Below are 26783 nucleotides of genomic sequence, written 5' to 3'. Positions count from 1 at the left end.
AAATTTAAAGTTTTTTTTGAGATTTTTTCAATCCCGTTTTCTCTAATTTCCCTCCCAATCTCTCAATGAACTTTCCCTGTTTTGCGGGGTGCAAAGATAGAGCCTTTATTTAGATTTCCAAGCATTCTGAATGAGTTTTTTTCTAACTTTTCCCAAACTTTTTCCTAACTCATTGATAACACAATATTTAAATTTAAAAATCTCTTTACACAAATAAAGCTTTTTCTTACCTCCAAGCTTTTTAAGCAAATATAGCACCTGATAAAATCCGTTTTTATTGAATCCACAGCTTAAAAAAAGCTATTTTCTTTGTCTTTTCAGAAAATAACTTTCCTGCAACTATTATAAATTCATTATTAAATCGCTTCAATACGCCGCGCAAGCAACACTCAACTCGCATAAATAAAAAAGCCTGAGAAATTCTCAAGCTGTTTTAAACAATATAGTGAAGTAATTATTATTTACTGAAATCGTAACTAAGTACAGCGCCAAGTCCAAATTGAAATGTTGATGCATAATCAGTAACTGCTACTGGCCCCCAATAGTAGTCCCAATAATAATCATATCCTACTGCAGCCGACATTGATTGCAGATAAGCATTTAGATTAATTGATAATGGTGAATTCGTTTTTACTTTTACACCAGCCTTAATTTCCCATGCAAAATAAGTTCCGCTACCGCTCTTTGGCGTTTCTAAAATCGCAACTCCTAAACCTGCTCCTAGAAACGGAAGTGCCTTTTGGGAGCTTGAACCAAAATAATAAGTATAATCAGCTAATATATAATTGATGGCACCTTTGTCATCTCCCGCATTTAGCTGAGTTCCTGCAGGAATAGTGTTAGCCCCATTAATTATAGCAACCTTTGTGTACAAAGGCATATTTGTATCAAGTCTGTTATACTTTAATTCTACTGAAGCATTATCCATTATAAAATATTCCAAACCTATACCATATTCAAAACCATCTTCTACTTTTGCGTAAGAGGAATCAAAGTCTACCCTATCAGAAAAGGTATACCCTCCATACAAATTAAGTAAAAATGACTGGGCGCTTTGTGCTGACATTCCCAGCGAAAAGAAAAAAACGACAACTAACAAATGATACTTTTTCATAATTTCAAGATTTAATTTATAATTATTGTTTGCATGGCAGCTACATTCTGGGATTTTTCATGATGTAGCACTTGTAATCTTAATAATCCATTAACTCGTTTCAAAGTTATCCTACAAAAACATTTTAACATAATAAAACAAGTTTTATCATGTTGCAAATTATAAAATGAAACCATTTTTTTTAACTCACTTTTCCTAAACTAGGACTCAACCGCTGCCACAAAGCATAAGCATTCTATAATTAATCGAATAATATTCTGCTTACCTTACTTTATAAACAAGATATGTATTCATAAAAAAAAGAAACAGATTATAGCACAACTACAATCTGTTTCTTTTTTTTAAAATCTTTCCTCAATTCTATCTATTCATATATAATGGAAAATCTTTTCAGCGGGGATTCCTTACTTTACTGCTTAGCTATTCAATTAAATCTCTTTCAAGTTCACCTCTTTTTTATCGCCATCCTTATCTATAGTTACCCTTTTCTCAATATTGGCTTTATCAGAATAGGATTGTTTTGCTGTACCATAATTTGTTGTAGAACCTTGATAACCATAATAATTGTAGTAGTTTGTATATCCAGATACGTATGAATAATTATAGGAGTTGGTAAAATCAAAGCTAACCATAACAATATAAGTGCCCGGCATTAAATCCATAAACTCGAAATGTCCTTGATCGTCATATACTTTAGTTTTTTTGATAGAATAGCCGAAATCACTGTTCAAAGGCACTTCTGGCATTTTATTTTGCTTGCGAATTTTCTTGTTGACCTCTGCCCATTCTTCATAATAAGCTGAACTTGGAAAAAGTGTAATTTCTGTACCTCTTGGCGCATATTGTTTCTTAGCAGTATTCACCAACCCGCCCAATCTCTTACCTGAGTCAGATCTTGCATAGGCCGTACCAATTATAACACTATTACCATTGGAGATTTGCTTTGCAACTTCTTCCTTGTTAAATTTGTTTTTAATAGGCTGATAATCTAATTCTTCGTTAACTGTAATTTCCCACATTCCATTAGCCATAGACATTTCGCGTTGCCATAGGCGATGATCTTTTTTGTCTATAGCATAATTATAAGTAGCGTTAGTGCTCTCTTCCAAAACTGAAACAAGCCATGTCTCGTGCTTACCTGTTCTCGGAGAATTGTAGACAAAACTTTTTACTTCTTTAATAGTATAATATTCAACAAGCACATCTGACCCATCATTATAATAAAACTGCGGAAAACGTGCTTTATACCCTACATCTAATGGTAAAGTCGTAATTAAATGATCGGACCAATTGAAGTCAAAATATTCTTCTTTAGGCTGAAGCTTTAGTTTTTTGTCTTTTTTAGTTTTCTTAGAATAGTAATTACCCGTAATGATTTCAGCAAAGTTCAGATTTAATTTTGCGTTCTTAGTCTCATCAGCATAACTTATAGCTCTAAGCGTTTGCGCATCTGCTGTACTAATACGCGTTGTAGGAGCTCCGTTGTCTTTTGGGGTAAAAGTATTATTCAACGTCAGTTGGTTATTAGTCAAAGTAATGTCATAAGTTAATGCTCCCATATTCTTCCACTCTGTACCTTTAACATAATAAACAGTGTAGAGTGATTTTTCTGGCTTAATATACTTTGTATTGATGTCCTTACCGCCAGGAACAAGTGCTTTTTGTCCGACTGCCATAAATGGAAGCAGAAACAGTACATAAAAAAGCTGTTTTAACAAACTGGATTTCTCATTTTTAAAAAAAACACCTTTTTTTGATGTAATACTATTTGGAATATTGGCTTTCATTGTGATTATTTTGATTGGGAACAAATTTACAGACATCATATACAAAATAAAATACCTGATTTCATGGTAATTTTCCATAGGAAGCACATTTAATTTTACTCTAATATCTAATTCTTATAATATCTTCAGATCAAAACAAAACAATAATTTAACGCAACATCATTGCATTAAATTTTAAAATGTCTTTATTTTACCTTTTACTAAATTTATCTTAATGAACAGACGCAGATTTTTAAAAGGCTCCTCAGCACTAGCAGGGCTATTCACCCTTGGCCCTTCCGTTATCCTAGCAAACGATGTGGAGGCCATAAGTAAGAAAGCAAAAAAAGCAAAGAACATCATTTTCCTGATCAGCGACGGAATGAGCTGTGGAACACTTCAGATGGCGGATCTCTACTCTCAACATGTTTTAGGCAAAAATACGGAGTGGATTAATCTTTATAAAGAGAATAAAGTCTCAAGAGCCTTAATGGACACAGCCTCTGCCAGTTCTCCAGTTACAGATTCTGCGGCGGCGAGCTCTTCTTTTGGAGGTGGGCATCGTGTGAAAAATGGTGTGTTGAATATTGGTACAAATGGCGAAAAATTTCTTCCGATCTGGCAAAAGTTTAAAAATGCAGGAAAAAAAGCAGGCTGTGTTACTACGGTTACCATTACTCATGCCACTCCCGCAGGGTTCTGTGTGAACTCGGACAGCAGAAATGCCGAAAATGAAATTGCCGAAATGTATGCCGAACTTGGATTTGATGTTATGATGGGAGGAGGCGATGAATTCTTCAATCCATCAAAAAGAAAAGACAAAAAAGATATCTATAAAATCTATGAAGAAAAAGGCTATCAGGTACTAAAAGAAAAATCGGATCTAGAAAACAGTAAAAAAGGAGGAAAAACTTTAGGTGTTTTCGCTACTGGAGCTCTTCCCTACACGATCGATCAAAACAATATACCAGAATTACAAAAAACACCTACACTTGCCCAAATGAGTGCTGCGGCAATTGACCAGATGAAAGACCATAAAAATGGTTTTGTATTACTGATTGAAGGGGGGAAAGTAGATTGGGCTGCGCATGCCAATGATATCTCTGCGCTGATTCATGACCAGCTCGCTTTTGACGAGGCGGTTAAAACAGCTATAGATTTTGCCGAAAAAGACAAAGAAACCCTTGTAATCATTACAACCGATCACGGAAATGCAAATCCAGGACTTATCTATGGCGCTAATGCAAAAGAAAACTTTGACAGTATTGCAGACTATAAATACACCAACGAATACATTTTAAATTCTATTCATGCCGATTTCAATCTGCAGCAGATTAAGGATTGGATTAAAGAAACCAATAAAATTAGCTTGACAGATGACGAAGCAAAGCATCTAAAGGATTTCTATTCTGGCCTTGAAAAGCAAGAAGATGGCCTATATAATTATAAAAAATTACCTTTCAAAGCCTATTCAGAAATTCAGAAAAAGCATAATAATGTAGGATGGATCAGTATGGATCATTCGGGAGATTATGTTGAACTGGCTATGTATGGTCCTGGAAGCGAACTGTTGAAGCCTTTTGTACAAAATAAAGATCTTCATTATCTAATGCTTCAAGCTTCTATTGAAAAGGAATCTTAAATAGAAAATTCAAAGTATTGTTGGATACAAGTTTTATTAACGAAATAATATTAAAAACAAAAAGCTTCATAGAAATTTGAAGCTTTTTGCAACTTTCGTAATGATCAATTTTATTTTTTTTCCTTTAAAAGGATTTGCCAATGCCTGTTCGTAAGAAACACTAAATTCTCATTTACAACTTCCATTTAAATTTTGTTTAACGTTAGAATCTTATATTAATGCAACCAAAGATAACTTTTGCAGCACTATTTTCAAATGTTTTATAGTTTTAAAACGTCACCTATTACTTTAACAAACCCATGTTCTTCAAAACTATTCCAGAGAATTGGTACTGTCAGATTGTATTCATTCCCCTTTGCCCATATAAGTCTGTATCCGCTGTCTTCCATATAAATACAACCATAATCTGCTTCTGTAGCTCTGCAAAACTCTTTAAAGTATTTGTCAATTGATTTTGATTTAGCAAAAAGACGACTCATATCACTAGTGACAGCCCAAAATTGAAGTTCGATACAATCCTCTATTTTTGAAGAATAGTCATTAATGTAAATTTCAACATTACCAATCCACCATTTGCCCTCTGTGCCTTTGTAAAAATCAATAAAGTCAGATTCATCAGTAGAATCGGGTGTGTAATTTTGAGTTAAATCATACAGATAATATTCTACTATCGTCTGATCTTCTTCTACTAAAATACAAGTATCTACCCTCTGATTTATCCCTAAGTTCTCAAGTAAGGTTTTGGATATTTCTCCATTAGCATAGCGGTCAATTTTGTACAGCTGATCATTGATTATTTCAAATGATGCTCTCTCTTTTTCTGAATGCTCATAAATGAATTCTAAAGCTCTATTAAGCCTCTCTCTCCTAATATATATTCTATAATCGTAATCTAATCCCATTTTTATAATTCGAATAAAATCAAATGTATTGCTTTTAACTTAAAAAAATCAAACTTAAATTAATATTGAAGGATGAAAGACCTTACACATATTAAGCTTAGCTTGAACAAATGTTAAATATTAGTAAAGCCCTGCAAAGTCTGATCTTTTTGCTTATTTTTGTTAGAAGCTCTTCAGAAAAAAGATTTAAAATTTCCTTTTAGTCGCTGATCAGATATATTATCTCCAGTTATTACGAAAGCAAAAAAACTTTATAATCAGTTTTAAAAGAGCCAAAAAAAATACCATTACAAATAGCCCCAAAGACTATGAAAAAAATTACTCTAATGATCTGTCTGCTACTTGCCGCAGGCGTGAACGCACAGCAGGAAAAGGGAATTATCGGATATGCGAACTGGCTGGACAACTGGACAGAATTCAAACCGCAGAAAACGGAGTCTAAAGATGCCAACCAAATACTGGCTGGAAATATCACACAGAACACCAAACTGATGAAAAAAAACGTGTACATCCTTCAAGGAAATGTATATGTAACAAATAACGCCGTTCTGACTATTGATCCAGGTACGGTAATTATTGGCGACGCAGCAAGCAAAGGAACTCTTATTATAACAAAAGGAGCCAAAATTATGGCTGAGGGACAGGAAACTGATCCTATCATCTTCACTTCAAACGCTAGCATGAAAAAAGCGGGCGACTGGGGTGGCCTTGTAGTTCTAGGAGATGCGCCTATCAATAAATTTGGTGGAGCTGGATCTTACACCATGGATCTTGACCCTTCTCTTACTGCATATGGAGGAGACAATGCAGCTAGCAGCTCTGGAGTATTAAAGTTTATTCGTATTGAATTTGCTGGCCGAAAAGTAAAAGGAGCAGATAGTTTTAATGGACTAACTGTTGCAGGAGCTGGAAACAAAACGGTATTGGAAAACATTATGGTGAGCTTTTCAGGAGGTGATTCATTTGCTTTTTATGGCGGAGATCTTAATGCTTCTCAATTGGTTTCGTACAAATCTATAAATGATGATTTTAAAATGACGCAAGGAACGCAATGTCGTCTTTATAATTCATTGGCAGTTAGATCTTCTTATTTGTCAAGTAACAGAGATGGTTCTAGATGTTTAGAAGTAAAAGCGTATGAAAAGAAAAGCGAAACAGACTTTACAAGAAAATCTACTTTCGTTTCTGCATCAAACCTTACTCTTATAAATGATAGTGAAAATATCAAAGCTGACGTTCAGGCTGGTCTTATAAAAGAAGCTGTTTACGTAGCTGACAACGCTGCTCTAGAGCTTAAAAGAAGTGTAATTTCTGGTTTTAATCCAGCGGTTTTACTAGATAGCCAGACAATAATAAATGGTGAGAACTTAAAGAAAATCAAAATTGAAGAAATGTTTTTCAACCAGTGTACAGGTAATATCTTTACAGAAAATAAAGCCGACAACTCTGATTTAGAAAACTGGTATGGCAATACTATATTTTCAAATGTGTACTCACAAACTGATAATAAAGAAACTTTTGTTGACATTTACAATGCAAAAAGACCTGACTTTAGACTTCAACTAGGAAAGATTACTGCATCGAGTGGCAAATAATTTTTTAAAGACATATTAAAAATTAAAAGGAAACATCTATTAAGCTGTTTCCTTTTTTTTTGCGCCTAAAAAACTTCCATTGCTTACAAAAATTTTAAAAACAGGTAGAAATACTGTACTGTAAATCAAATTCTTGTGATAACTTTAGTATATATTCTCAATAGAAGCAATACTAAAAAGATAAAAGTATGAAAATAGGAATTATTGGCATTGGAAGCCTTACACTAGAACTGGCACAGAGAGCCTCATCTGCAGGTTATGAAATTCTTATTAATCATCCGCGCGGCAACTCTTTCATACAGCAAACGACCGAAAGCATAAGAAATGCTAAGTTAGTTTCACTTCAGGAAGCTGCTATGGGAGATGTTATCATACTTTTTGTTCCCAGAGAAGATCTCGAGAAAACTATTGGAATGTTGCCGGACATGACGGGCAAAATCATCGTTCATACCAGCGGACTGATTTTTAATCCAAAACTTCTCGTATCAAGCATTACTAGTGCCCTTACTTTTCAGATTACAGCTTCATTGCTGCCTAAGGCTTATGTGGTAAAACTTTTCAGTCCAGTAATGCTACAGCCTCAAAAAACGTCGCTCGTAACCAAAAGCAAAGATGAAATCTATTTTGCAGGCGACCATACATCTTCAAAAAATACTGTCAAAACTTTTTTAAAAGATCTCGGGTTTGATCCTTTTGACCTTTCTTCAAGATTAAAATCCCAAAAAACCGTCCTCCTTCATAAGAAGAACAGTTTACTTAATGTCTGGTATGAGCATCATTATAAATCAAATTGATTTTTCCGTACCAAACTTATTAAGCAAAATGAATAATTGTCCTACGGATTTTCACCATTTGAATGTGATGTGTTCAAAGAATCTTTCTCTCTAGGTCTGCGGCGTTCTGGACGCAAATTTTTCAGCTCACTCTCTTCTGCAAAAGTTGCGTCTTCTTTAAACTTACCGGTCGAAATTTCGAAATCATCTGCCGTTCCAGTAATTTTCATCGGAATATTTATAAGCCCCATTGGAGGCAACCCTACACGAAACCCGACATTTATTTTACCATCCATAGTAACTTGCCCTTCTAGCTTCGCCCTAAAACCAGCCATTTTCATGGTTGTTGGCGTTATGGTCATTACATTATTCTTTATGGCCGAATGAATGGCAATTTTATTAAAAGTTGCTTTCTCCAAGTCGGCAGCATCTGCTTTTTTGGCTACGTGGTTTAAAATCTTGAAATTTTTAAATTTAATATCCTCTAAGGTCAATGTTCCTTCGCCTTCAATAGATTTAAAGTCAATATCCATATTCTGATCGATACTTCCTCCTAACTGGTAATCAACCGATACCAAACCGTAGGCATCTTTAGCCATACTTACCAATTCGGCAAAAATCGGAATCTCAGCATAAGCACGTTGAATATCAAAATTGCTAGCTTTAAAATTTGCATTGTACTTTGCTAAACGACGATGCAGCGCTTTATAATCACCGGTCATGGCTATTTTAGTTCCTGCCATATTAAAAGCGGCTTCTGTTACCTGAACTTTACGATCATTAACCACTAGAGTTCCAACAAAATCTTTAATCTTATAAGTATCAAATTGAAGATTATTGACTTTTGCTGCGATTTTTAGATCGGCGCTACTAGGAATTCTAATTACGTAGTTTTTATTCTTTGCATTGCTATTTTTAGGAACTGTATTTACAGGTATAGAATCTGTTTTTTGAGCTGCTTCTTCTTCGGCTTTCTGGTCTGTATACTTTGCAATCATATCAAAAAACTCGTTTGCATCAATCTGATTGCTCGATAGATTAATATCTGCCTTGAGCTTTTCGTTAGACTCGCGTAGATATTTTCTATTAAAAACATACCTTAAAATATTATGGATGTATCCATTTAATACAATATCAGATTTACCGTAAGTGACATTAAATTCTTCAAAGCGCATCTTATCTTTAAAAAACTTAAATGTTCCTTTAGAAATCTCAAAGGGTTCAGGAAACATGGCGCTTTTAATCACCAAACTGCGTGCTTCTAGCTTACCTCCGTTTTTAATATTGTCATAATTTTTCGCATCTATATCTTTTTTAGATCCTTTAGCAATAAGATTGGTCTGGATAACTCCTGAAATGCTCAAATCTTTAATGGGGAATATTTGAGTTAATTTACCAACGTCCAATGTTCCCTGAGTTTTTATATTGTAAACCAAATCGTAAAGATTACTAACCTCTCCCTGCACTTTAAAAGGAGATCCTGCCAGAACAAATTCCGCTTGCTGTAGTTTTACATCTAAATCTTCTCCGGTACCTCTATCACTTGAGACCGCAGCATTTAGATTTATATTTTCAACTGGCATATTAGGGAATTTGAGTGATTTCAAATATCCGTTCTTAATACTTGCCACTGCTTTTGAGGAGGGATATTTTTTCTGTTTGCGGTTTAAAATTCCATGCATGCTTACCTTTAAATTTAAATCACCCTTAACTTCTAAACTGTCTAGAGGATAAAATTTGTGCACTTCTGCCAGATTGATTTTAGATTCCAATTCGGTATCTACAGTAAAAGGATATAACTTATGGAGTTCGAATCGTCCTCGAACAAAATTGCCAAGAGCTTCCGCATTCAAATTCTCTATTTTAGCCGAAACGTTTCTTAAAATACTGTCTTTTGCTGTCACCGTTAGATTTAGGTGAATATTTTTTACTGCATCTTTTTTCTTTATGTTTTGAAGATATCCATTTTTCAGGCTAAGATTTAGCTGAAATTTAGGAATGCTTTTAATGATCGTATCTACTTTATTTAAACGCGAACTAAAACCTAAATCTCTTAAAAAAATACCGTCGGCTTTTAAATCCAAAGCAATATCTCCACGAATATCATTCTGATTAAGATTTAAGGCTTCTTTTAATTTTGCCAAATCTAAATCGGCTTTTACAGCCGTTTTAATTTTTAGCTTTTTAAAACCTTCTGAATGGAAATTAACTGTCGTTTTCTTTTTATCCAGATTAAATGACAAATTATCTAAATCAAACTTTAATTTATTAATGTCTAACTCTTTAACCTCTGCTTTGGCTAATATATTGATATCTTTTACTGGATCTTTTATTCTTTTATAAGCAATTGTACCGTTATTAATTTGCAAATCAGCAGAAACAATTGGCTTTTCTGAAAGGTCTTGCATATACCTTCCGCGCGCAAAAATCCTAAAATCAATATTACCCCTAATGGTCATCTCTTCACGCCACTTATCGTAAGCTGGAGGCACAAGGGACAGCATTTCTTCTAACGTAGAATTTTTCGATTGCATACGCAAATCAAAGTCATATCCTCCTTTAATAAATGCAAAATGTCCATTAAATGAGAACGGAAAATTTTTAATGCGGATAACATTACGCTCAAATTTAAACTTAAGTGCTTTAGCATCTATGTAAGTGATTATTTCAGCATTGATAGGTTTATTTCGCACATAATCGACACCGTTTAAGCTAAAATCGAATGATTTAATTTTTACATTAGAATCCAGATCAAATAAATCTGCACTTAAATCGCCTTTGCCTTTATAGTTCAAATCCTGAACCTTAAATTTTAAAAGTGCGCTTCTGTCATTGTATGATATATTCGTTTGCTTTATTACAACCTTCTTAATATTAAATTCTGTCTTTGCTGTATCTACAGATTTAGAAGGTTTGACAATATTAAAATTAGCATTTCCTTTAGAATCTATTTCAAGATTTAAATCTGCTTCATCAAGATATACGGCATCTAAAACAATCTTTCCCTTCAATAAACTGTAAAAATTCAGACCCGCAGACACTCTTCCTGCTTTTACAATGCTTACAGCTTCAAACTGTTTCTTTTTGCTCATTACACTAACATTTTTAGCATAAATGGTCAATGCCGGAAAATGTTTAAAAACGGAAAGTCCTATCTGATCAAAACGTACTTCGGCATCTAGTTTCTCATTGGCTATACTTTCTAATTTCGCCGTTATTTCGTCTTTAAAGACATACGGAACAATTGTAAGCACAATTATTAAAAGTAGAAATAATGTCGCAATACTTATTGCCGTTTTCTTTAAGAACTTCTTAGTCATTTTTTTTGGGGTATCGTTTTAAGATTTTAAAAATATAGATTTAGCTGTCAAGAAAAAATCTTGATTGAGATATTAACTCAAAAATAACAATTAAAATTTTTATTGATTCATCAGGCAGGCTTTCAAAAGAAGATTTCGTTAAATTAATTATTCTCACAGATTAAGTTCTAGATTTCAACGACTCATTTTGCCTGTTTACCTAAAACTACATACTCCGCAGGCATTTTCTAATGACCTTTACATCAGAAAACAAAGCTGCAGAGCTTATAACTTAAAAACTTACGATTATGAAAGCAACCATTGGTATTACAGAAAAAAACACAAACGCTGTTTCTAACGAATTAGCAAAACTGTTAGCAGATGAATTTGTACTTTACACCAAAACTAGAAACGCACACTGGAATGTTACAGGCGATAATTTTCATGCGAATCACATCTTCTTTGAAAATCAGTACAAACAACTAGATGAAATTATTGACAGCGTTGCTGAACGTATGCGCAAAATTGGCCACTACGCACCCGCAACCTTAAAATCCTATCTTGAATTGACGCATCTTACAGAATACAGTGAAAGAACAAACGATGGTTTAGGATTTATGAAAGATCTATTGCAAGACCATGAAAGCATCATTGAATTTATTCGTGGCAACATTACTCCTTTTGCTGATGATTATAAAGATTATGGTTCAAGCGATTTTATTACTGGTTTAATAGAAATTCATGAAGAAATGGCATGGATGATACGCTCTTACTTTAGATAAAATAACAAGTAATAAGTATATTTGTCTAAACCAAAAACCAAATACCATGAAAGCGTTAATTGTTGATGATAATGATATTGCAAGAACCACTTTATCTCATTTGGCAAAACAAATTCCGAATCTTACTGTTGTAAATGAATATTCTAATGCCATTGAAGCATACCATCATTTACAGGAAAATCAGGTAGATTTAATTTTTTTGGATATTGAAATGCCAGAGATGACAGGAATTGAGTTGACAAAAAATCTCTCAGGGAAAGATATCATCATCATTTTTACATCTTCTAAAAAAGAATACGCACTGGAGGCATTTGAGTTGAATATTGCAGATTATATTCTAAAACCAGTTACTCCTGCCCGATTTTTACAGGCAGTAAGTAAAGCACAGTCTATCATTGAGAGCAGAAAAGAAAATATACAATTTGGTAAAGAAGAATTTTTATTCGTTAGAGATTCTAATATTACAAGACGATTAAAGCTAGATGATATTTTTTACGCTGAAGCAATGGGAGATTATGTAAAATTTTACACCAAAGAAAAAATGTTTGCCATTCACGGCAAAATGAAAACTGCCGAAGAACGTCTGCCAAAAGATGATTTCATTAGAGTGCATCGTTCTTATATTGTTTCTATTGGTAAAATTGACACTTTACAAGACGGAGGTATTATGATTAACAAAAAATTTATTCCTGTTGCAGATGCTTACAGAAAAGCGCTTAATACTAGGATGAATGTATTCTAAATGCCATTTTATTCTTTCTGCTGCGTAAACTAGAATCCTATCTTATTGAATTAAGATAATACAATTTCATTACACTTATTTATATGATAAATACGTCTACCGTAATGGGTAACAAACGCTTTAGTTATTTTATAATCAGCAGTTTTATTTTATGCAGTATATTATTGATTGCTGTACAAATTAATTCGGCTCAAAATACTAAAGAACTCATACGAAATAATAATACCCTTTTAAATGAATTGCGTTCTAGCAATCATTTAAGAGAAATTGACCGTGATATCTTGGGTGTCGAAAGCAGAATTCGAGCTTCGATCGCAACTAATGACACTACACATTTAGAAGGAATTGATCAAAAGATCAGGCAGATTAGAAATTTTCTCGATTCGCTTTCTGTAGATAATGCCGATCCTGAAGAGGAAAGATTAATACAAAGACTCGGAGTTTTGGCTCAGGATAAAATGGTCACAAAAGGAAAACTCCTACATCGTTATGATTCTTTAGGAAATATGGATGATGATAGCTCCATTGCCAATCCTAGAGCCAGAATAATTTCTAATGAGATTACTGATATTACAGCAAAGATTTACCGTAAGCGTCAATTGCGCATGGTGGAGCTGCGAAATCTAAGTCTGGAAATGGGCCAAAGAGCAAAACTTTATGACATCTCTTTGTTAGTTTTACTAGTTTTGAGTGGTGCCGTTATAGGATATCATATTATGCGCCAATTTAGAAGACAACATTTTCTGATCAAAGAATTGGATATTGCAGAAAAAAAAGCATCCATTGCTGCTCAGACTAAAGAAAATTTTCTAGCTAATATGAGTCATGAAATCAGAACGCCGCTTAGTGGTATTTTAGGATTTACCAATTTATTACAGAAAAGACCTTTGGATGAAACTTCCGCAGAATTTGTGAGTTCTATTCAGCGTTCGGGCGAAAATTTAATGACCATTATTAATGACATACTCGATTTATCTAAAATCGAGGCTGGAATGATGCGCATTACGCCTGGAATATTCAGCATTAACGGATTATTGGATTCGGTTGAAACGCTTTTTTCAGAACGGGTAAAAGAAAAAAAACTAACCATTTCCAGTAAAGTCGATAATTCGATTCCTGATACTTTAATTGGTGATGCCACCAGATTAACTCAAATATTGGTCAACCTCATTGGAAATGCCATAAAATTTACGCATCAGGGATCTGTAAGCATTGAGGTCTATAACAAACTCCAACATGACGATAAGATTGTTGTGGGCTTTAAAATTACAGACACGGGAATTGGAATTGATAAAGAAAAGCTAAATGAAGTCTTTGAAAGATTCAATCAAGGGGAAGATTCCACAACTCGAAATTACGGTGGGACTGGCCTTGGATTATCAATAGTAAAAAAGTTGATTTTATTGCAAAACGGTGATATTGAAGTAAAAAGTGAACAAGGAAAAGGAACAACCTTTAGCTTTTATATTCCGTATGATATTGCTAAAGAACAGCTCAATTCTAAACCTATTGTCAATATTAACCACTTTAAAGATATCTCAAATAGCGCTTTGAGGGTTCTAGTTGTAGATGACAACGCGATCAATCAGAGTTTGATGAAACATTTGCTTTCACAATGGAATGTTGATTTTGAAATGGCTTCTAACGGTTTGGAAGCAGTCGAATATCTAAGGAAAAAAGATTGTGATCTGGTATTAATGGATTTACAAATGCCTCAAATGGATGGATATACGGCTGTTCAGCAAATTAGAGAAATCTTAAAACTGGATATTCCTATAATTGCCATGACGGCGCACGCACTTCCTGGCGAAAGAGAAAGATGTTTGAGCCGAGGAATGAACGAATACATTTCAAAACCTATAAAAGAAGAAGAACTTTTTAAACTAATTGCTGCTTTCGGACTGAAAGAATCAAATTCGGAAGAAACAAACATTATACAATCTGATCCTGTTTTTCAACATATTGATCTTTCGTATATGCAATCGGTAAGCGGCGGTAATAAAGCGTTTGAACAAACTGTTACCAAACAGTTTATTGACAATGTCCCGCTACATTTAGAACAGCTTATCACGGCTTATCAAAATCAAGATTTTAAAATGGTGAAACTTAGAGCACATGACTTGCAATCAAGTGCTGCTATAATGGGACTATTGCCTCTTTTAGAAGAAAAACTCAATATTCTTGAATTGGCTACAGAACAAAATGCAACTTTACAGCAGATTTTAAATGATGTCGAAAAGATTCTGAACTCGTCACTCTTAGAAGCTAAAGTTTTTTTAGAATCACTGTGAAATAAATAAGACAATAGCTCGTTTTAAATTCAAGAAAAACCATCTTACTATATATTATTCAATTGAAAGACTGTCTGTAAAAGGCGGTCTTTTTTTTGTTCTTTGCATTCCAGTGCTTATGTTTTCTGAAATTGATATAATTTTGTGCCTTTATTCCAAACTTCAAAACAACAAACGACTGATTTCCGTATTTAAACGAGTGTTTTTGCCCATTCGATGAATAGTGGAATGCTACACGAATGTAAGACGGTAAATTTACTTCAGTTAAACATTTAAAACCAAGAAATCATGGAAATCATCCAAACCAAAGAAAACGCATTATCACATTCAGCAGTAACTGCAGTTATTAATGCTCCAATTGAAAAAGTAAATATTGCAGACTGGCTTTTAAACCTTCCTGATGCAGAATACCAACGTTGTTCCACTCAGCATATTGGTGCGGGAATTACCAGTACCTATGAAGGAGAACCCATGTCTATTAACGTAGAAACAATTGGCGATGCTTTAATGGTGCAGCATTATGTGGCAACAGTTCATCGTCCAGATTATTGCCGTATGTTGTCTATCTCAGATTCTATTACTAAAAACGGCCGTACTAAAGTTCAGGTTTTATGGGAGCTTAAAGTAACCAAAATTGATGAAAACACTTGCCTTTACACCAACGAGATTCATGCAACTGCAACACCAGAAATGTTTGAATACTTGAAAAAACACGGAGTAGATCTAGTCGGCGCTGCCGCTTCAAGACAAGCTGCTTCTGATGCACACAATCATGAAGAAACTCCTAACTTTGCTAAAAGCATAGAAAACAAAGCGTTGACTGGCAAATACAATCAGCCGTTTTAATAGTATAGAAATCGAGCGCACCAATGTGCGCTCTTATTATTTTGAGTATTATGAAAAATAGCTTGTTTGAAATACTAATCGGTTCTTGGACATTAGTTGAATTGATTGAAGTACCTTTAGGGGAAGGAAAAATTACAAATCCGATGGGAACCAAACCAAAAGGCATTATTATTTACAACAGTGACGGCTATATGTCGGCACAAATAATGAATACTGATTTTGAACATTCTGATACAAAAGACAGTCCTCCTTATCTCGCCTATTCTGGTCCCTTCAAAACTGATGATGAAAAACAAATAGTCAGCCATACTATGTCTATTTCACTTTTTGAAAATTGGAGAAATGAGACACAAAGCAGAAAAGTTCTTTTTAAAGATGGATTGCTTCATTTAGAAACAGAGAAACCATTTATAAGTAATTCACGTTGGGTCATTCATAAACTTACTTGGAAAAGAATGGAACAATCCAATAAAAACCACTAATCACAAACTACATGAAAGCAATAGTTATAACTCAATTTGGAGCTCCAGATGTACTGAAACTGCAGGAATATCCAACTCCAAAAGTAAGTGGAGACAAAGTGTTAATAGAAGTTAAAGCAGCAGGTTTAAACCGCTCTGACATCTTCCAGCGTGAAGGCAATTATCCTGCACCAGCTGGAGTTTCATCTGAAATTCCAGGTTTGGAAGTTTCTGGAATTGTAGTCGAATGCGGACCAGATGTTACCGATTTAAAAATCGGTGATCAAGTCTGCGCTATTCTCGCTGGCAGTGGTTATGCAGAATACGTAAGCGTTCGGGAAGGTCAATGCTTGCCAATTCCAGCTGGACTGACTTTTGCCGAAGCAGCAAGTTTGCCTGAGACAGTTTTTACAGTGTGGTCAAATGTTTTTCAGAGAGGAAACCTAAAATCTGGAGAAACTCTTTTGATTCACGGCGGTAATAGTGGCATTGGCATTACAGGAATCCAAATTGCCCATTCTCTTGGCATTCGTGTAATTGTAACAGTAGGATCTGATGAAAAAGGCCAAAAATGTCTCGATCTTGGCGCTGCTTCTTATATCAATTACAAAACCCAAGATTTTGAAACCGTTTTGCAGGAAGAAGGAGTCGATGTCATCTTAGATATGATTGGCGGTAATTACCTGAGTAAAAATGTAAACATCCTAAAACCCGAAGGCAGATTAGTTCATATTAATGCCGTAAGCGGCAGCCATGTAGATCTGGATATTTGGAAAGTAATGATAAAACGTTTAACAATTACCGGAAGCACTTTAAGAAGCCGAGACTATGATTTTAAAAAACAGCTAGCCAAAGAAGTGCAGAAAAATGTCTGGCCTTTAATCGAGTCAAAACAATTCAAACCGATTATTTTTAAAACCTTTCCCTTCAGCGAAGCTCCTGATGCACATCGATTATTAGAAGATGGCAGCCATACGGGTAAAATTATTTTAGTTCGTTAATTATTCCAAACAAAACTTAAACCTCAACCAAAAACAAATCGTGATATGGAAAATCAAGGCGCATCTGTTGTTATTACTCACCATATTTTGGATGGAAAAGAACAGGAATATGAAAAATGGCTGGATAAAATTGTTCCAATTACCAAACACTCCAATGGTTTTATCGATTTGCAGATCGTACGGCCAATTCCACATTTAACTTTTGTTTACACAGTTATCATCCGATTTGACACCATTGAAAATCTTAAATACTGGATGGAATCGGAAGACCGAAAAATACTCATTAAAAAAGCAAATCCATTATTCAGAAAAAATGACAACTACCAGATAAAATCAGGTTTGGATTTTCTTTTTAATGGGGAAAACGAAGGAAACAAAGTTCCTGTTCGCTGGAAACAATTTCTTGTAACGTGGTCCGCCATTTACCCATTGTCACTTTTAATTCCTTTATTGGCACTACCCTTTTTAAGGTTCTTGAAAATTCCGGCATATCATTATTTTGATGCTTTGGTAATTTCAGGTTTCATTGTCTTTTTAATGGTATTCGTGGTAATGCCCAATTATACCAAACTGATCAAAAAATGGTTATATAAATAATTAAAACTTCCCTCTTTATAAAATCAAAAATCACTGTAATTTGCAGTGATTTTTTTGGTTTAAACTCTAAAGAAACAAATCTTCTACAATCAGAAAGCTTCAAATTATTACTAAAGTTCTCTTACTAAATTCAACGACTGATTTTGCCCATCTAACGAATTCAAACTATACTCAGCATATATCTTCAATAGCTTTACAGTAGAATTAAAAACCAATACAATTAATCATCAAAAAGCTATTATTATGACTACCGAATTATTAAGTTTCAAATACGAACTAGAAAAAAAAGAACCACGCACCAATGACGGCGGTACAACAAGAGGAGCTTCTGTTAAGGATTTTCCAGCTTCTATTGGCATCGCAGGAGTTTCCATGCGACTACAGCCGGGAAGTATGCGCGAATTACACTGGCACGCAAATGCAGCAGAATGGGCTTATGTTATTTCAGGAACGGTTCGCACAACAATTATTCATCCAAATGGCAAAAGCTACACGGATAATTTTGAACCAGGCGATGTTTGGTATTTTCCAAAAGGATACGGACATTCAATTCAAGCAACAGGAACAGAAGAATGCCATTTTATTTTAATCTTTGATAATGGTAATTTTTCCGAAGATCACACTTTCAGCGTTACCGATTTTGTATCCTGCATGCCACCAGAAATTGTTGCTCAAAACTTGGGAATTACTTTGGAAGAAGTAGCCGCATTACCTCAAAAAGAAGCCTATTTTGCAGCCGGAATTGTTCCTGACGAATTATCCTTTACTGCCACTCCCCGACCTGAAGAATCAGATATTGAGTTAACCAATTTACATCGTTATCCCTTGCATTCTCAACAACCTAGAATAATTCCAGGTGGCGGTTTGCAAAGATTGGTAACAAGCAAAGAATTCCCTATCAGCACAACAATGGCGGGATCTATTATAGAATTACAGCCAGGCGCTTTAAGAGAAATGCATTGGCATCCCAATGCTGATGAATGGCAATATTATATTTCTGGTCAAGCCGAAATGTCTGTTTTCTTAGCAGAAAGCACAGTCGTTACCGAACAATTCAACGCTGGAGATGTCGGTTATGTGCCAATGGGTGCTGGACATTACATTAAAAACACTGGAAATACAGTTTGTAAAATCTTAATTGGTTTTAATAGTGGCACCTATCAATCTATTGATTTAAGCGAATGGCTTGCTGGAAATCCAAAAGATGTGGTGGTAACCAATTTTGGTTTGGAAGAAGACGAAATTGAAAAATTTCCTAAAAGCAAACTGTTTATTCAACCGTAATCATAAGTATTGTGGATGCCAAAACACAGTTCATAGATTCGTCTGAACAAACTAGATCACAAGAGAAACTAGCCATATTTTTAGCCTTTATTGCAGGCTTTCTTGATGCTGCCGGTTTCCTGAAATGGAAAGTATACGTCTCTTTTATAAGCGGAAACAGCACACAATTGGGAATCGCATTATCCAGTGGCAAACTCAATGTACTTCTTTCGTCTTTAACGATAATTGGCTGTTTTGTCTTCGGAATATATGCTGGAACCTGCATTTCGTTGTGGAGAGAATCCAAAATTCAGACACTGCCATTTTATATCGTTTCAGGGATATTGATTGTCTATACAATGGCATCCAATTATTATACGATAAACAACGGATTGTCGATACCTATCATTCTATTTTCAACTGGTGTTATGAATACCATTGTAACGTCTGTTGGAAGTCAAAAAATAAATACCGATTTCGTAACGGGAACGTTGAATAGTCTAGCAAGAAATACAGCCATGTTAAGTCTTTCCCGCAATAAAAACAGTCGGAAGTTTTATAAACTCAATGCTATACGGCTTTTACTATTATGGATTGGCTTTTTGCTAGGGGCATCTGTCGTACCAATTATACTTCCGTTATTCAAAAATTGGACGCTTATTTTGCCTGCTTCATTACTACTTGCTTGTGCATTGTTACTGCCGATTACTGACTTTAACCTTAAAAATAAATCTTATGCTGAAGAAAAATGACGTTGCGCCAGATTTTACCTTATTTGCAACACCCGATCAAAAAATCACTTTATCAGAATTTAAAGGAAAAAACGTGATTTTAGCTTTTTATCCTGCCGACTGGAGTCCAGTTTGCAGCGACCAAATGGCACTTTACAACGAAATGCAGAAATATTTCAATAAATATGATGCTACAATTTTCGGTATTTCTGTAGATAGTAAATGGTGTCACATGGCCTTTTCTCAATCAAGAAATCTGCATTTTCCTTTACTGGCTGATTTTGAACCAAAAGGAGAAACTTCAAAAAAATATGGCGTATACAATGAGAAAGAAGGCGAATGCAATCGTGCCCTTTTTGTAATTGACAAAGAAGGAATTATACAATGGAGTTATCTCTCGCCAATGGCTATAAACCCAGGAGCAGATGGAATTCTTGAAGCTTTAGAAAAACTATAAAAACCAATTAATTATGTCACTAAAACCAGCGGTCAGTAAAACTGATCATATACAAGGAAAAAAAGATGCTAGTATAGTAATCGTAGAATACGGAGATTATCAATGTCCCTATTGCGGTGCAGCTTATCCTATTCTTAAAGAAATGATGACGAAATACGGCAAACAGATAAAATTTGTTTTTAGAAATTTTCCTTTATCAGAAATGCATCAATACGCCCGTCCTGCAGCAATTGTGGCAGAAGCCGCAGCATTGCAGGGAAAGTTCTGGGAAATGCATGATGCTATCTACGAAAATCAAAGGCTTCTAAACGAACCTTTTTTATTAGAATTAGTAGAGAAATTGGAGCTAGACCCACATCAATTCAATGTCGATATTAAAAAACCTGAACTTGCCACAAAAGTAGATTCTGATTTTGAAAGCGGCATTTTAAGCGGTGTAAATGGCACACCTTCTTTTTTTGTTAACGGTAGAAAATTTAACGCAGGCGCAGAAGATCTCCTACAACTGATGAGTGAAATCGTGAAATAAATAGTTCAAAAATTAAATCTAAAAATCGAATAGTATGCTCTCAATTAATGAATGAAAGTATATTTTTTGAATCTATTTTTAATTAAATTTACGTAACAACCTCAATTACAACGCCATGGAAATAAACTATACGGAATTAGTTTCCATCAAACACGTAAGTGTTCAAAGAATAGAAAACAACGAAACCTCATCGTTCTTAGATACGCTATCTGTTGAAGAACCTCTTGAAATCAGGCTTTCTTACGGTTCTAATTCAGACAGAATCCAAAAGAATATTTCGGTTACCATGCGAACTCCGGGCAATGATATTGATCTGGCAATTGGTTTTCTGTTTACAGAAGGAATTATTGCTTCTTTTGAAGATATTCAAGATGCTTTTGCAATAAAAATGAATTGCTTATCACAAAAACAAAACATTGTTCAGGTTGATCTTAAAGAAGGTTTTACTCCAAATTTGATGCAGACAGATCGAAATTTCTACACGACTTCAAGTTGTGGCGTATGCGGAAAAAGTTCGATTCAATCTATAAAAACGGTAAGCCCATTTGGAAATTTGATGAGACCGCAGATCCAGATTCATGCATCTGTTTTTTATCAATTACCCAAAAAATTAAGAATTGCTCAAAGCGATTTTGAATCCACTGGCGGTCTTCATGCCTCAGGGCTTTTTAATATTCAAGGCGATTTGATTCTTTTAACTGAAGATGTTGGAAGGCATAATGCATTAGATAAATTAATTGGAAGATCTCTTGCTAATCAATCACTGCCACTAAATGAACATATTTTGCTTCTAAGCGGAAGAGCCAGTTTTGAGCTAATCCAAAAAGCAGCAATGGCGGGAATTTCTATTATTGCTTCTATTGGCGCTCCATCCAGTTTGGCCGTAGAACTAGCAACAGAGTTTAATATTACACTTTTAGGATTTCTAAAAGAAAACCGATTGAATATATACAACTCATCGGAACAAACCGTAATCCTAACACAATAGCCATTAAACCATAATACAATGAAGAAAGATCCACAACAAAACACAGATGATTTAACCCATAAATTACCTGAAGCAGAAAATCCATACCAGCTTTCGAAACTTAAACTAAAAAAAGTAGAAAAATGGGCTGCTGGCGTTCCTGCGGTGATGGCTGCGGTAAGCGATCTTATAGAAGATAAAACCGTTCTAAGAGGTGGCAAAGCTTTGTTTAAGATGAATCAAATGGGAGGTTTTGATTGTTCCAGCTGCGCATGGCCAGATCCTGATGACGATCGATCTCCTTTGGGCGAATATTGTGAAAACGGAGCAAAAGCCTTGGCTGAAGAAGCTACAACTAAAAAAGTTGATGCTGCTTTCTTTAAAGAAAACTCTGTTTACAGTCTTTCAAAATTAGACGATTACCAAATTGGAAAAATGGGAAGATTGACCGAACCGATGTATTTACCCGTTGATGGCACGCATTATCAGCCCATAAGTTGGAATGAGGCTTTTACAAAAATTGCCTCGCATTTAAATGCGCTTGAATCTCCAAATGAAGCGGCCTTTTACACTTCGGGAAGAACCAGTAATGAAGCTTCCTTTCTTTATCAGCTTTTTGCAAAAGAATTCGGAACCAACAATATGCCGGATTGTTCCAATATGTGTCACGAAACCTCTGGAACGGCTTTGAAAACTACAATCGGAATTGGAAAAGGAACTGTTACTTTAGAAGATTTTTATGATACCGATGTGATTGTGATAATCGGACAAAATCCAGGAACGAATGCTCCAAGAATGCTGAGCGCTTTAGAAAAAGGCAAAAAAAATGGCGCAAAAATTATTGCGGTTAATCCGTTACCCGAAGCTGGCTTAATGGGATTCCACAATCCGCAGGCTATAAAAGGGATAATTGGATCAGGCGGAAAACTTACCGATCTTTTTCTTCCGATAAAAATCAATGGTGATATGGCACTTTTAAAAGCTATTGAACTTTTGCTAATTGAATTGGAAAAGAAAAACCCAGGTGAAGTTTTTGATCATGAATTTATCAAAGACAAAACAACTGGTTTTGAAAATTTTGAGAAACAGTTTGAAAATTTAGACTTGGATCATCTTGCCTTTCTATCTGGAGTTCCAAAAGATTTAATTATAGAAGCGGCAGAAATACTGGCTTTCAAAAAAAGAATTATTGTTTGCTGGGGAATGGGACTTACCCAGCAGCCAAATGGTGTCGATATGATCCGAGAGATTGTCAATATTTTATTGATTAAAGGAAGTATTGGTAAACCCGGCGCAGGAGTCTGTCCCGTTCGCGGACACAGTAATGTGCAAGGAAACAGAACCATGCTTATTGATGAAAAACCTACAAATGAACAATTAGATCGTCTTCAAAATTACTTTGGATTTAATCCGCCGAGAAATCACGGTTATGATGTGGTTGGAACGATAAAAGCGATTCATGAAGAGAAAGTAAAATTTATGTTCTGCATGGGCGGTAATTTTCTATCGGCAGCACCAGATACGACTTACACCGCAGAAGCATTTCGAAAACTGAAACTGCTGGTGTGTGTCTCGACAAAACTCAATAGAGGCCATTTGATACATGGAAAAGAATCTCTTATCCTTCCTACGCTTTCCCGAAGTGATATGGATATCGTTAACGGCGAAGTGCAAATTATCAGTACAGAAAATTCTATGGGCGTGGTGCAGTCTTCAAAAGGCGTGCTTAAACCTATCTCGGATCAATTGATAAACGAAACTCAAATTGTCTGCCGAATGGCGATGGCGGTTCTTGGAGAAAAATCAGTTATCGACTGGAAGCGATACCACGACAGTTATGATGATGTGAGAGAAGCTATTGAAAATTGTATTCCAGGTTTTGAAAATTACAATAGTAGAGTTCGCGAAAAAGGCGGTTTTTATTTGCCTAATGCTCCTCGTCATGGTCAATTTACAGCTAAAGAATCAGCTGATCGTGCAGCATTTACTTTAACAGAAATTCCAGATAATGAATTAGCTCAAGATGAATACATGATGGCCACAACTCGTACGCATGACCAGTTTAACACTACTATTTATGGTATGGATGACCGCTATAGGGGAATAAAAAATGAACGCCGTGTTATTTTCATGAATCAAAATGATATTGATAAAGCAGGATTTAAAGCGGGAGACAAAGTAGATCTCTTTAATTATAATGATGGCATTGAAAGAATTGCGCCTTTATTCCTTATCGTCTCTTATCAAATTCCAGAGCGAAATACGGTTACTTATTTTCCGGAAACCAATGTTTTGGTTTCTGTAAATAATGTGGTGAAAGAAAGCAATATGCCAGCTTCTAAATACGTAAAAATAAAAGTAAAAAAACACGATCCTGCCATTTACGAAAAGATAAAACACATGTAATTCTTTTCAATACGATATGTTTACCGGAAGACTTTTAGTAGCGTTTCTCTCAGATTAAGAAAACAAAAAATCAATACTTAATCTAGGTTAATCGACTGCTCTACTCTTCCTATATAAATTTGCCAAAGAAATCTAAGTCAAATAAAAAATGATAAAACTTAGAATTTAACGACAATACCAAAATTAGGATACTCTTAATTTTATTAATCTTAAAAACCAAAAAAATGAGCACAATTACAGTAAAAGACGGAACAGAAATTTATTATAAAGATTGGGGAAAAGGGCAACCTATCGTTTTTCACCACGGATGGCCTTTATCAGCAGACGACTGGGATGCGCAAATGATGTTTTTCTTAAAACAAGGATATAGAGTTATTGCCCACGACAGACGTGGACACGGTCGTTCTGGTCAAAGTGCTGAAGGCAACAACATGGAGACCTATGCTGCAGACGTAGCAGAATTGACCGCTGCACTTGACTTAAAAGATGCGATTCATATTGGCCACTCAACTGGCGGAGGCGAAGTAATTCGCTACGCAGCAAAATATGGAAAAGGACGTGTTTCAAAAGCAATTATTATTAGTGCTGTTACACCAATCATGATTAAAAATGAGGCAAATCCTGATGGTGTTCCATTGTCTGTTTTTGACGAAATTAGAAAAGGAACCGGATTTAACAGAGCACAATATTTTTATGATTTCCCTATTCCATTTTACGGATGGAACCGTGAAGGAAAAGAAATTCAAGAAGGCATTAAACACAATTGGTGGCGTCAGGGAATGATGGGTTCTGTACTGGCTCATTATGAAGGCATTAAAGCTTTCTCTGAATCCGATTTTACTGAAGATTTGAAAAGTTTAGATATACCTGTATTGGTTCTTCACGGAGAAGATGATCAGATCGTTCCATATAATCAGGCATCTAAAGCTGCTGCTCTTTTGAAAAATGGAAAATTAATTTCTTATCCTGGATTTCCTCATGGTATGCCTACAACAGAGGCAGAAACTATCAATAAAGATATTTTAGAGTTTATCAAAAAATAAGAACGCAGGTAAAAACAAGAATAAAAGGCCATTAGATGTAATGTTTAATGGCTTTTTTATAGCACAAAAAGACATCGCTTGAGAAAACCCCATCATTACGTGAAGTCCTCCTATTCAATGCAAGAAATCTAGCATTTTTACTTTAGAATAATATCGAGAACCCTTTAGTATATTTTATAAATAAATCGATTAAAACTAGGATTACGATCAGAACAATAAAAATTAGAAAATATGTAATTATCTGAGCTTTTCTATTAAATTCAAAAGTCTCAGGATTAATAAAATAATCAGCATATACAGTCGGGGAAATCTTAATATGTGGACAAAATAAAACGACGCCCTGCAGAAAATGGCCAATCAGCAGGTATTTATTTTTAGGAATATAAGTCATCCCGTTGTCAGCTTTGGAAAAATGAATGGGAATCTGCTTCCCGTTCTTAAATCCAAAAATATAGCCAGGGGAATATTTTGTTCCAATTTTTCTATCGATATCACTTACATATGCTTCTGTGCTCTTTTCCAGATCCTCATATAGAACACTTTCGACATTACCGTTATACTGGTGTTGGTGCATGCCGTAACGATCAACAGAAATTGAAATGACTTTATTCTGTTTCTGATGCTTATAATTCTTAAATAAAATCCAGATCCCCCAAAGCAGTAGAGGAAAATATATAAGGTCAAAGATTAGCTCTCCTTGAGATAAAGGACTGTTATACTCCAGCTGCATACTCAAAGGTAATCCAATAAATAAAGAAAGCATTGCCAGAATCAAAAATCCAAACATCGAATACATTAAAAGGGTAGCTGAAATATGGCGTTCCGAAGATACTTTTGGAAAATTCTCTTTATTATAAATCATTTAGTAATAGTGTTAAAAACCTCAAACCCAAAAATCCTCTAAATTTTAAAATTAAAACCAAGCCGCACTTTTTCTTATACTGTGAAAAATTCACTTAAGATTTACAGCGTACTATTTTCGCAATTTGAAACTGTTCGCAAATTATCCAATCCTCACGAAAATACAAAAAAAAATACCACACGATTAACATTTAACCGCATAGAATATATCTAATGTTAACGTTGTCCCCTGCTCTCTTATGCAATGCAAAAAATGAAAATTTTAGTAATCGATAAGATATTATATAACTCCACAGCAGAATTGTATAACTAAAAAGATTGCAGTGCACATTATTTTTGGCATATACAATTTATACAAAACGAAATGAATTACATTATGAAAAAAGCAACAGCAATCCTTCCGGTTGTTATATCAGTTTCTCAATCTGGCACACAATCTGACATGAATTTCACAAATACAGCAATTCAGCACATACAAAATTCAAAGCTTTTAGGCAATTTATACCATAAAAGTGAAGATGAACCGGACTTTGACTGCGAGTTTTTGCATGCAGCTCATGACCTAAACGAATACGAAAGCATAATTGATCCAGAATCTGACGATCAACTTTTGGATGAGTTTAATGATAATCAATGGGATGCAGACATCTACGATCCGTATGTAGAATCAACCTATTATTAAATAGAAGGGGTAAAAATAAAAAACGACAGAATC

The 26783-nt window shown here is 34.8% G+C and carries 23 protein-coding genes; 18 read left to right on the top strand and 5 right to left on the bottom strand.

The genetic code is table 11. The features are described 5' to 3' along the window. Positions 1–457: 457 nt before the first annotated feature. Together SOM12_RS14040 and SOM12_RS14035 are read right to left on the bottom strand one after the other, a co-directional pair. Positions 458–1114 carry an outer membrane beta-barrel protein gene (locus tag SOM12_RS14040; protein ID WP_095930423.1) on the bottom strand — a complete coding sequence of 219 codons (657 nt, stop codon included), beginning with the start codon at positions 1112–1114 and terminating at the stop codon, positions 458–460. Between the two features lie 428 nt (positions 1115–1542). Then, positions 1543–2979 (bottom strand): hypothetical protein, encoded by a 1437-nt coding sequence (locus SOM12_RS14035; RefSeq protein ID WP_320493881.1) that lies wholly within the window; start codon positions 2977–2979, stop codon positions 1543–1545. A gap of 136 nt (positions 2980–3115) precedes the next feature. Between SOM12_RS14035 and SOM12_RS14030 the strand changes: the two genes are divergently transcribed. Continuing rightward, a complete protein-coding gene (locus tag SOM12_RS14030) occupies positions 3116–4522 on the top strand; it encodes an alkaline phosphatase (protein WP_320493880.1) in 1407 nt (468 codons plus the stop codon). A gap of 260 nt (positions 4523–4782) precedes the next feature. On the opposite strand, the gene SOM12_RS14025 is transcribed toward SOM12_RS14030, so the two are convergent. Beyond that, the gene (locus SOM12_RS14025) at positions 4783–5424 is read right to left on the bottom strand and encodes a hypothetical protein (RefSeq protein ID WP_320493879.1); all 642 of its coding nucleotides are present in this window, start codon (positions 5422–5424) and stop codon (positions 4783–4785) included. A gap of 308 nt (positions 5425–5732) precedes the next feature. On the opposite strand from SOM12_RS14025, the gene SOM12_RS14020 reads away from it, so the two are divergent. Together SOM12_RS14020 and SOM12_RS14015 are read left to right on the top strand one after the other, a co-directional pair. Then, positions 5733–7019 (top strand): hypothetical protein, encoded by a 1287-nt coding sequence (locus SOM12_RS14020; protein WP_320493878.1) that lies wholly within the window; start codon positions 5733–5735, stop codon positions 7017–7019. Between the two features lie 188 nt (positions 7020–7207). Continuing rightward, entirely contained in the window at positions 7208–7813 is a 606-nt protein-coding gene (locus SOM12_RS14015; protein WP_320493877.1) for an NAD(P)-binding domain-containing protein, read from the top strand. Between the two features lie 41 nt (positions 7814–7854). Here the strand turns inward: SOM12_RS14015 and SOM12_RS14010 are convergent, their stop codons facing one another. Further along, positions 7855–11112: an AsmA family protein gene (locus SOM12_RS14010; RefSeq protein WP_320493876.1), complete on the bottom strand. Its 3258-nt coding sequence runs from the start codon at positions 11110–11112 to the stop codon at positions 7855–7857. Between the two features lie 287 nt (positions 11113–11399). Between SOM12_RS14010 and SOM12_RS14005 the strand changes: the two genes are divergently transcribed. The 14 genes from SOM12_RS14005 to SOM12_RS13940 all read left to right on the top strand — a co-directional run bounded on the left by SOM12_RS14005 (position 11400) and on the right by SOM12_RS13940 (position 25207). Then, on the top strand, positions 11400–11873 hold the full coding sequence (locus SOM12_RS14005) for a Dps family protein (protein WP_250836272.1): 474 nt from the start codon (positions 11400–11402) through the stop codon (positions 11871–11873). 46 nt (positions 11874–11919) lie between these two features. Beyond that, complete coding sequence (locus tag SOM12_RS14000; protein WP_111289323.1) at positions 11920–12615, top strand: LytR/AlgR family response regulator transcription factor; 696 nt, start codon at positions 11920–11922, stop codon at positions 12613–12615. An 83-nt stretch (positions 12616–12698) separates the two neighbouring features. Then, a complete protein-coding gene (locus SOM12_RS13995; RefSeq protein WP_095930415.1) occupies positions 12699–14906 on the top strand; it encodes an ATP-binding protein in 2208 nt (735 codons plus the stop codon). Between the two features lie 288 nt (positions 14907–15194). Next, entirely contained in the window at positions 15195–15752 is a 558-nt protein-coding gene (locus tag SOM12_RS13990) for a hypothetical protein (protein WP_320493875.1), read from the top strand. 50 nt (positions 15753–15802) lie between these two features. Beyond that, complete coding sequence (locus SOM12_RS13985) at positions 15803–16234, top strand: lipocalin-like domain-containing protein (protein ID WP_320493874.1); 432 nt, start codon at positions 15803–15805, stop codon at positions 16232–16234. A gap of 11 nt (positions 16235–16245) precedes the next feature. Then, entirely contained in the window at positions 16246–17214 is a 969-nt protein-coding gene (locus SOM12_RS13980) for an NAD(P)H-quinone oxidoreductase (protein ID WP_320493873.1), read from the top strand. Between the two features lie 45 nt (positions 17215–17259). Further along, on the top strand, positions 17260–17811 hold the full coding sequence (locus tag SOM12_RS13975; RefSeq protein WP_320493872.1) for an antibiotic biosynthesis monooxygenase: 552 nt from the start codon (positions 17260–17262) through the stop codon (positions 17809–17811). A gap of 243 nt (positions 17812–18054) precedes the next feature. Next, positions 18055–19095 (top strand): cupin domain-containing protein, encoded by a 1041-nt coding sequence (locus SOM12_RS13970; protein WP_320493871.1) that lies wholly within the window; start codon positions 18055–18057, stop codon positions 19093–19095. Positions 19096–19106: 11 nt separating this feature from the next. Next, a complete protein-coding gene (locus SOM12_RS13965) occupies positions 19107–19826 on the top strand; it encodes a YoaK family protein (protein WP_320493870.1) in 720 nt (239 codons plus the stop codon). Then, entirely contained in the window at positions 19810–20262 is a 453-nt protein-coding gene (locus tag SOM12_RS13960) for a redoxin domain-containing protein (RefSeq protein ID WP_320493869.1), read from the top strand. Before SOM12_RS13965 ends, SOM12_RS13960 begins: the two co-directional genes overlap by 17 nt. Positions 20263–20275: 13 nt before the next feature. After that, positions 20276–20791 (top strand): DsbA family protein, encoded by a 516-nt coding sequence (locus tag SOM12_RS13955; protein WP_320493868.1) that lies wholly within the window; start codon positions 20276–20278, stop codon positions 20789–20791. A gap of 115 nt (positions 20792–20906) precedes the next feature. Beyond that, positions 20907–21779 carry a formate dehydrogenase accessory sulfurtransferase FdhD gene (fdhD, locus tag SOM12_RS13950; protein WP_320493867.1) on the top strand — a complete coding sequence of 291 codons (873 nt, stop codon included), beginning with the start codon at positions 20907–20909 and terminating at the stop codon, positions 21777–21779. A gap of 18 nt (positions 21780–21797) precedes the next feature. Next, positions 21798–24164 (top strand): FdhF/YdeP family oxidoreductase, encoded by a 2367-nt coding sequence (locus SOM12_RS13945; protein WP_320493866.1) that lies wholly within the window; start codon positions 21798–21800, stop codon positions 24162–24164. A gap of 224 nt (positions 24165–24388) precedes the next feature. Beyond that, a complete protein-coding gene (locus SOM12_RS13940) occupies positions 24389–25207 on the top strand; it encodes an alpha/beta fold hydrolase (RefSeq protein ID WP_320493865.1) in 819 nt (272 codons plus the stop codon). A gap of 142 nt (positions 25208–25349) precedes the next feature. Here SOM12_RS13940 and SOM12_RS13935 read toward each other — a convergent pair whose 3' ends face one another. Next, a complete protein-coding gene (locus SOM12_RS13935) occupies positions 25350–26069 on the bottom strand; it encodes a hypothetical protein (protein ID WP_320493864.1) in 720 nt (239 codons plus the stop codon). A gap of 375 nt (positions 26070–26444) precedes the next feature. On the opposite strand from SOM12_RS13935, the gene SOM12_RS13930 reads away from it, so the two are divergent. Next, positions 26445–26750 carry a hypothetical protein gene (locus SOM12_RS13930; RefSeq protein ID WP_141248154.1) on the top strand — a complete coding sequence of 102 codons (306 nt, stop codon included), beginning with the start codon at positions 26445–26447 and terminating at the stop codon, positions 26748–26750. Positions 26751–26783 lie beyond the last annotated feature (33 nt).

This window comes from Flavobacterium sp. CFBP9031, from assembly GCF_034044945.1.
In the GTDB taxonomy this organism is placed as follows: Bacteria; Bacteroidota; Bacteroidia; order Flavobacteriales; family Flavobacteriaceae; genus Flavobacterium.
Note: the sequence above shows the minus strand (reverse complement) of the source record. Positions and strands in the feature narration are given on the sequence as shown.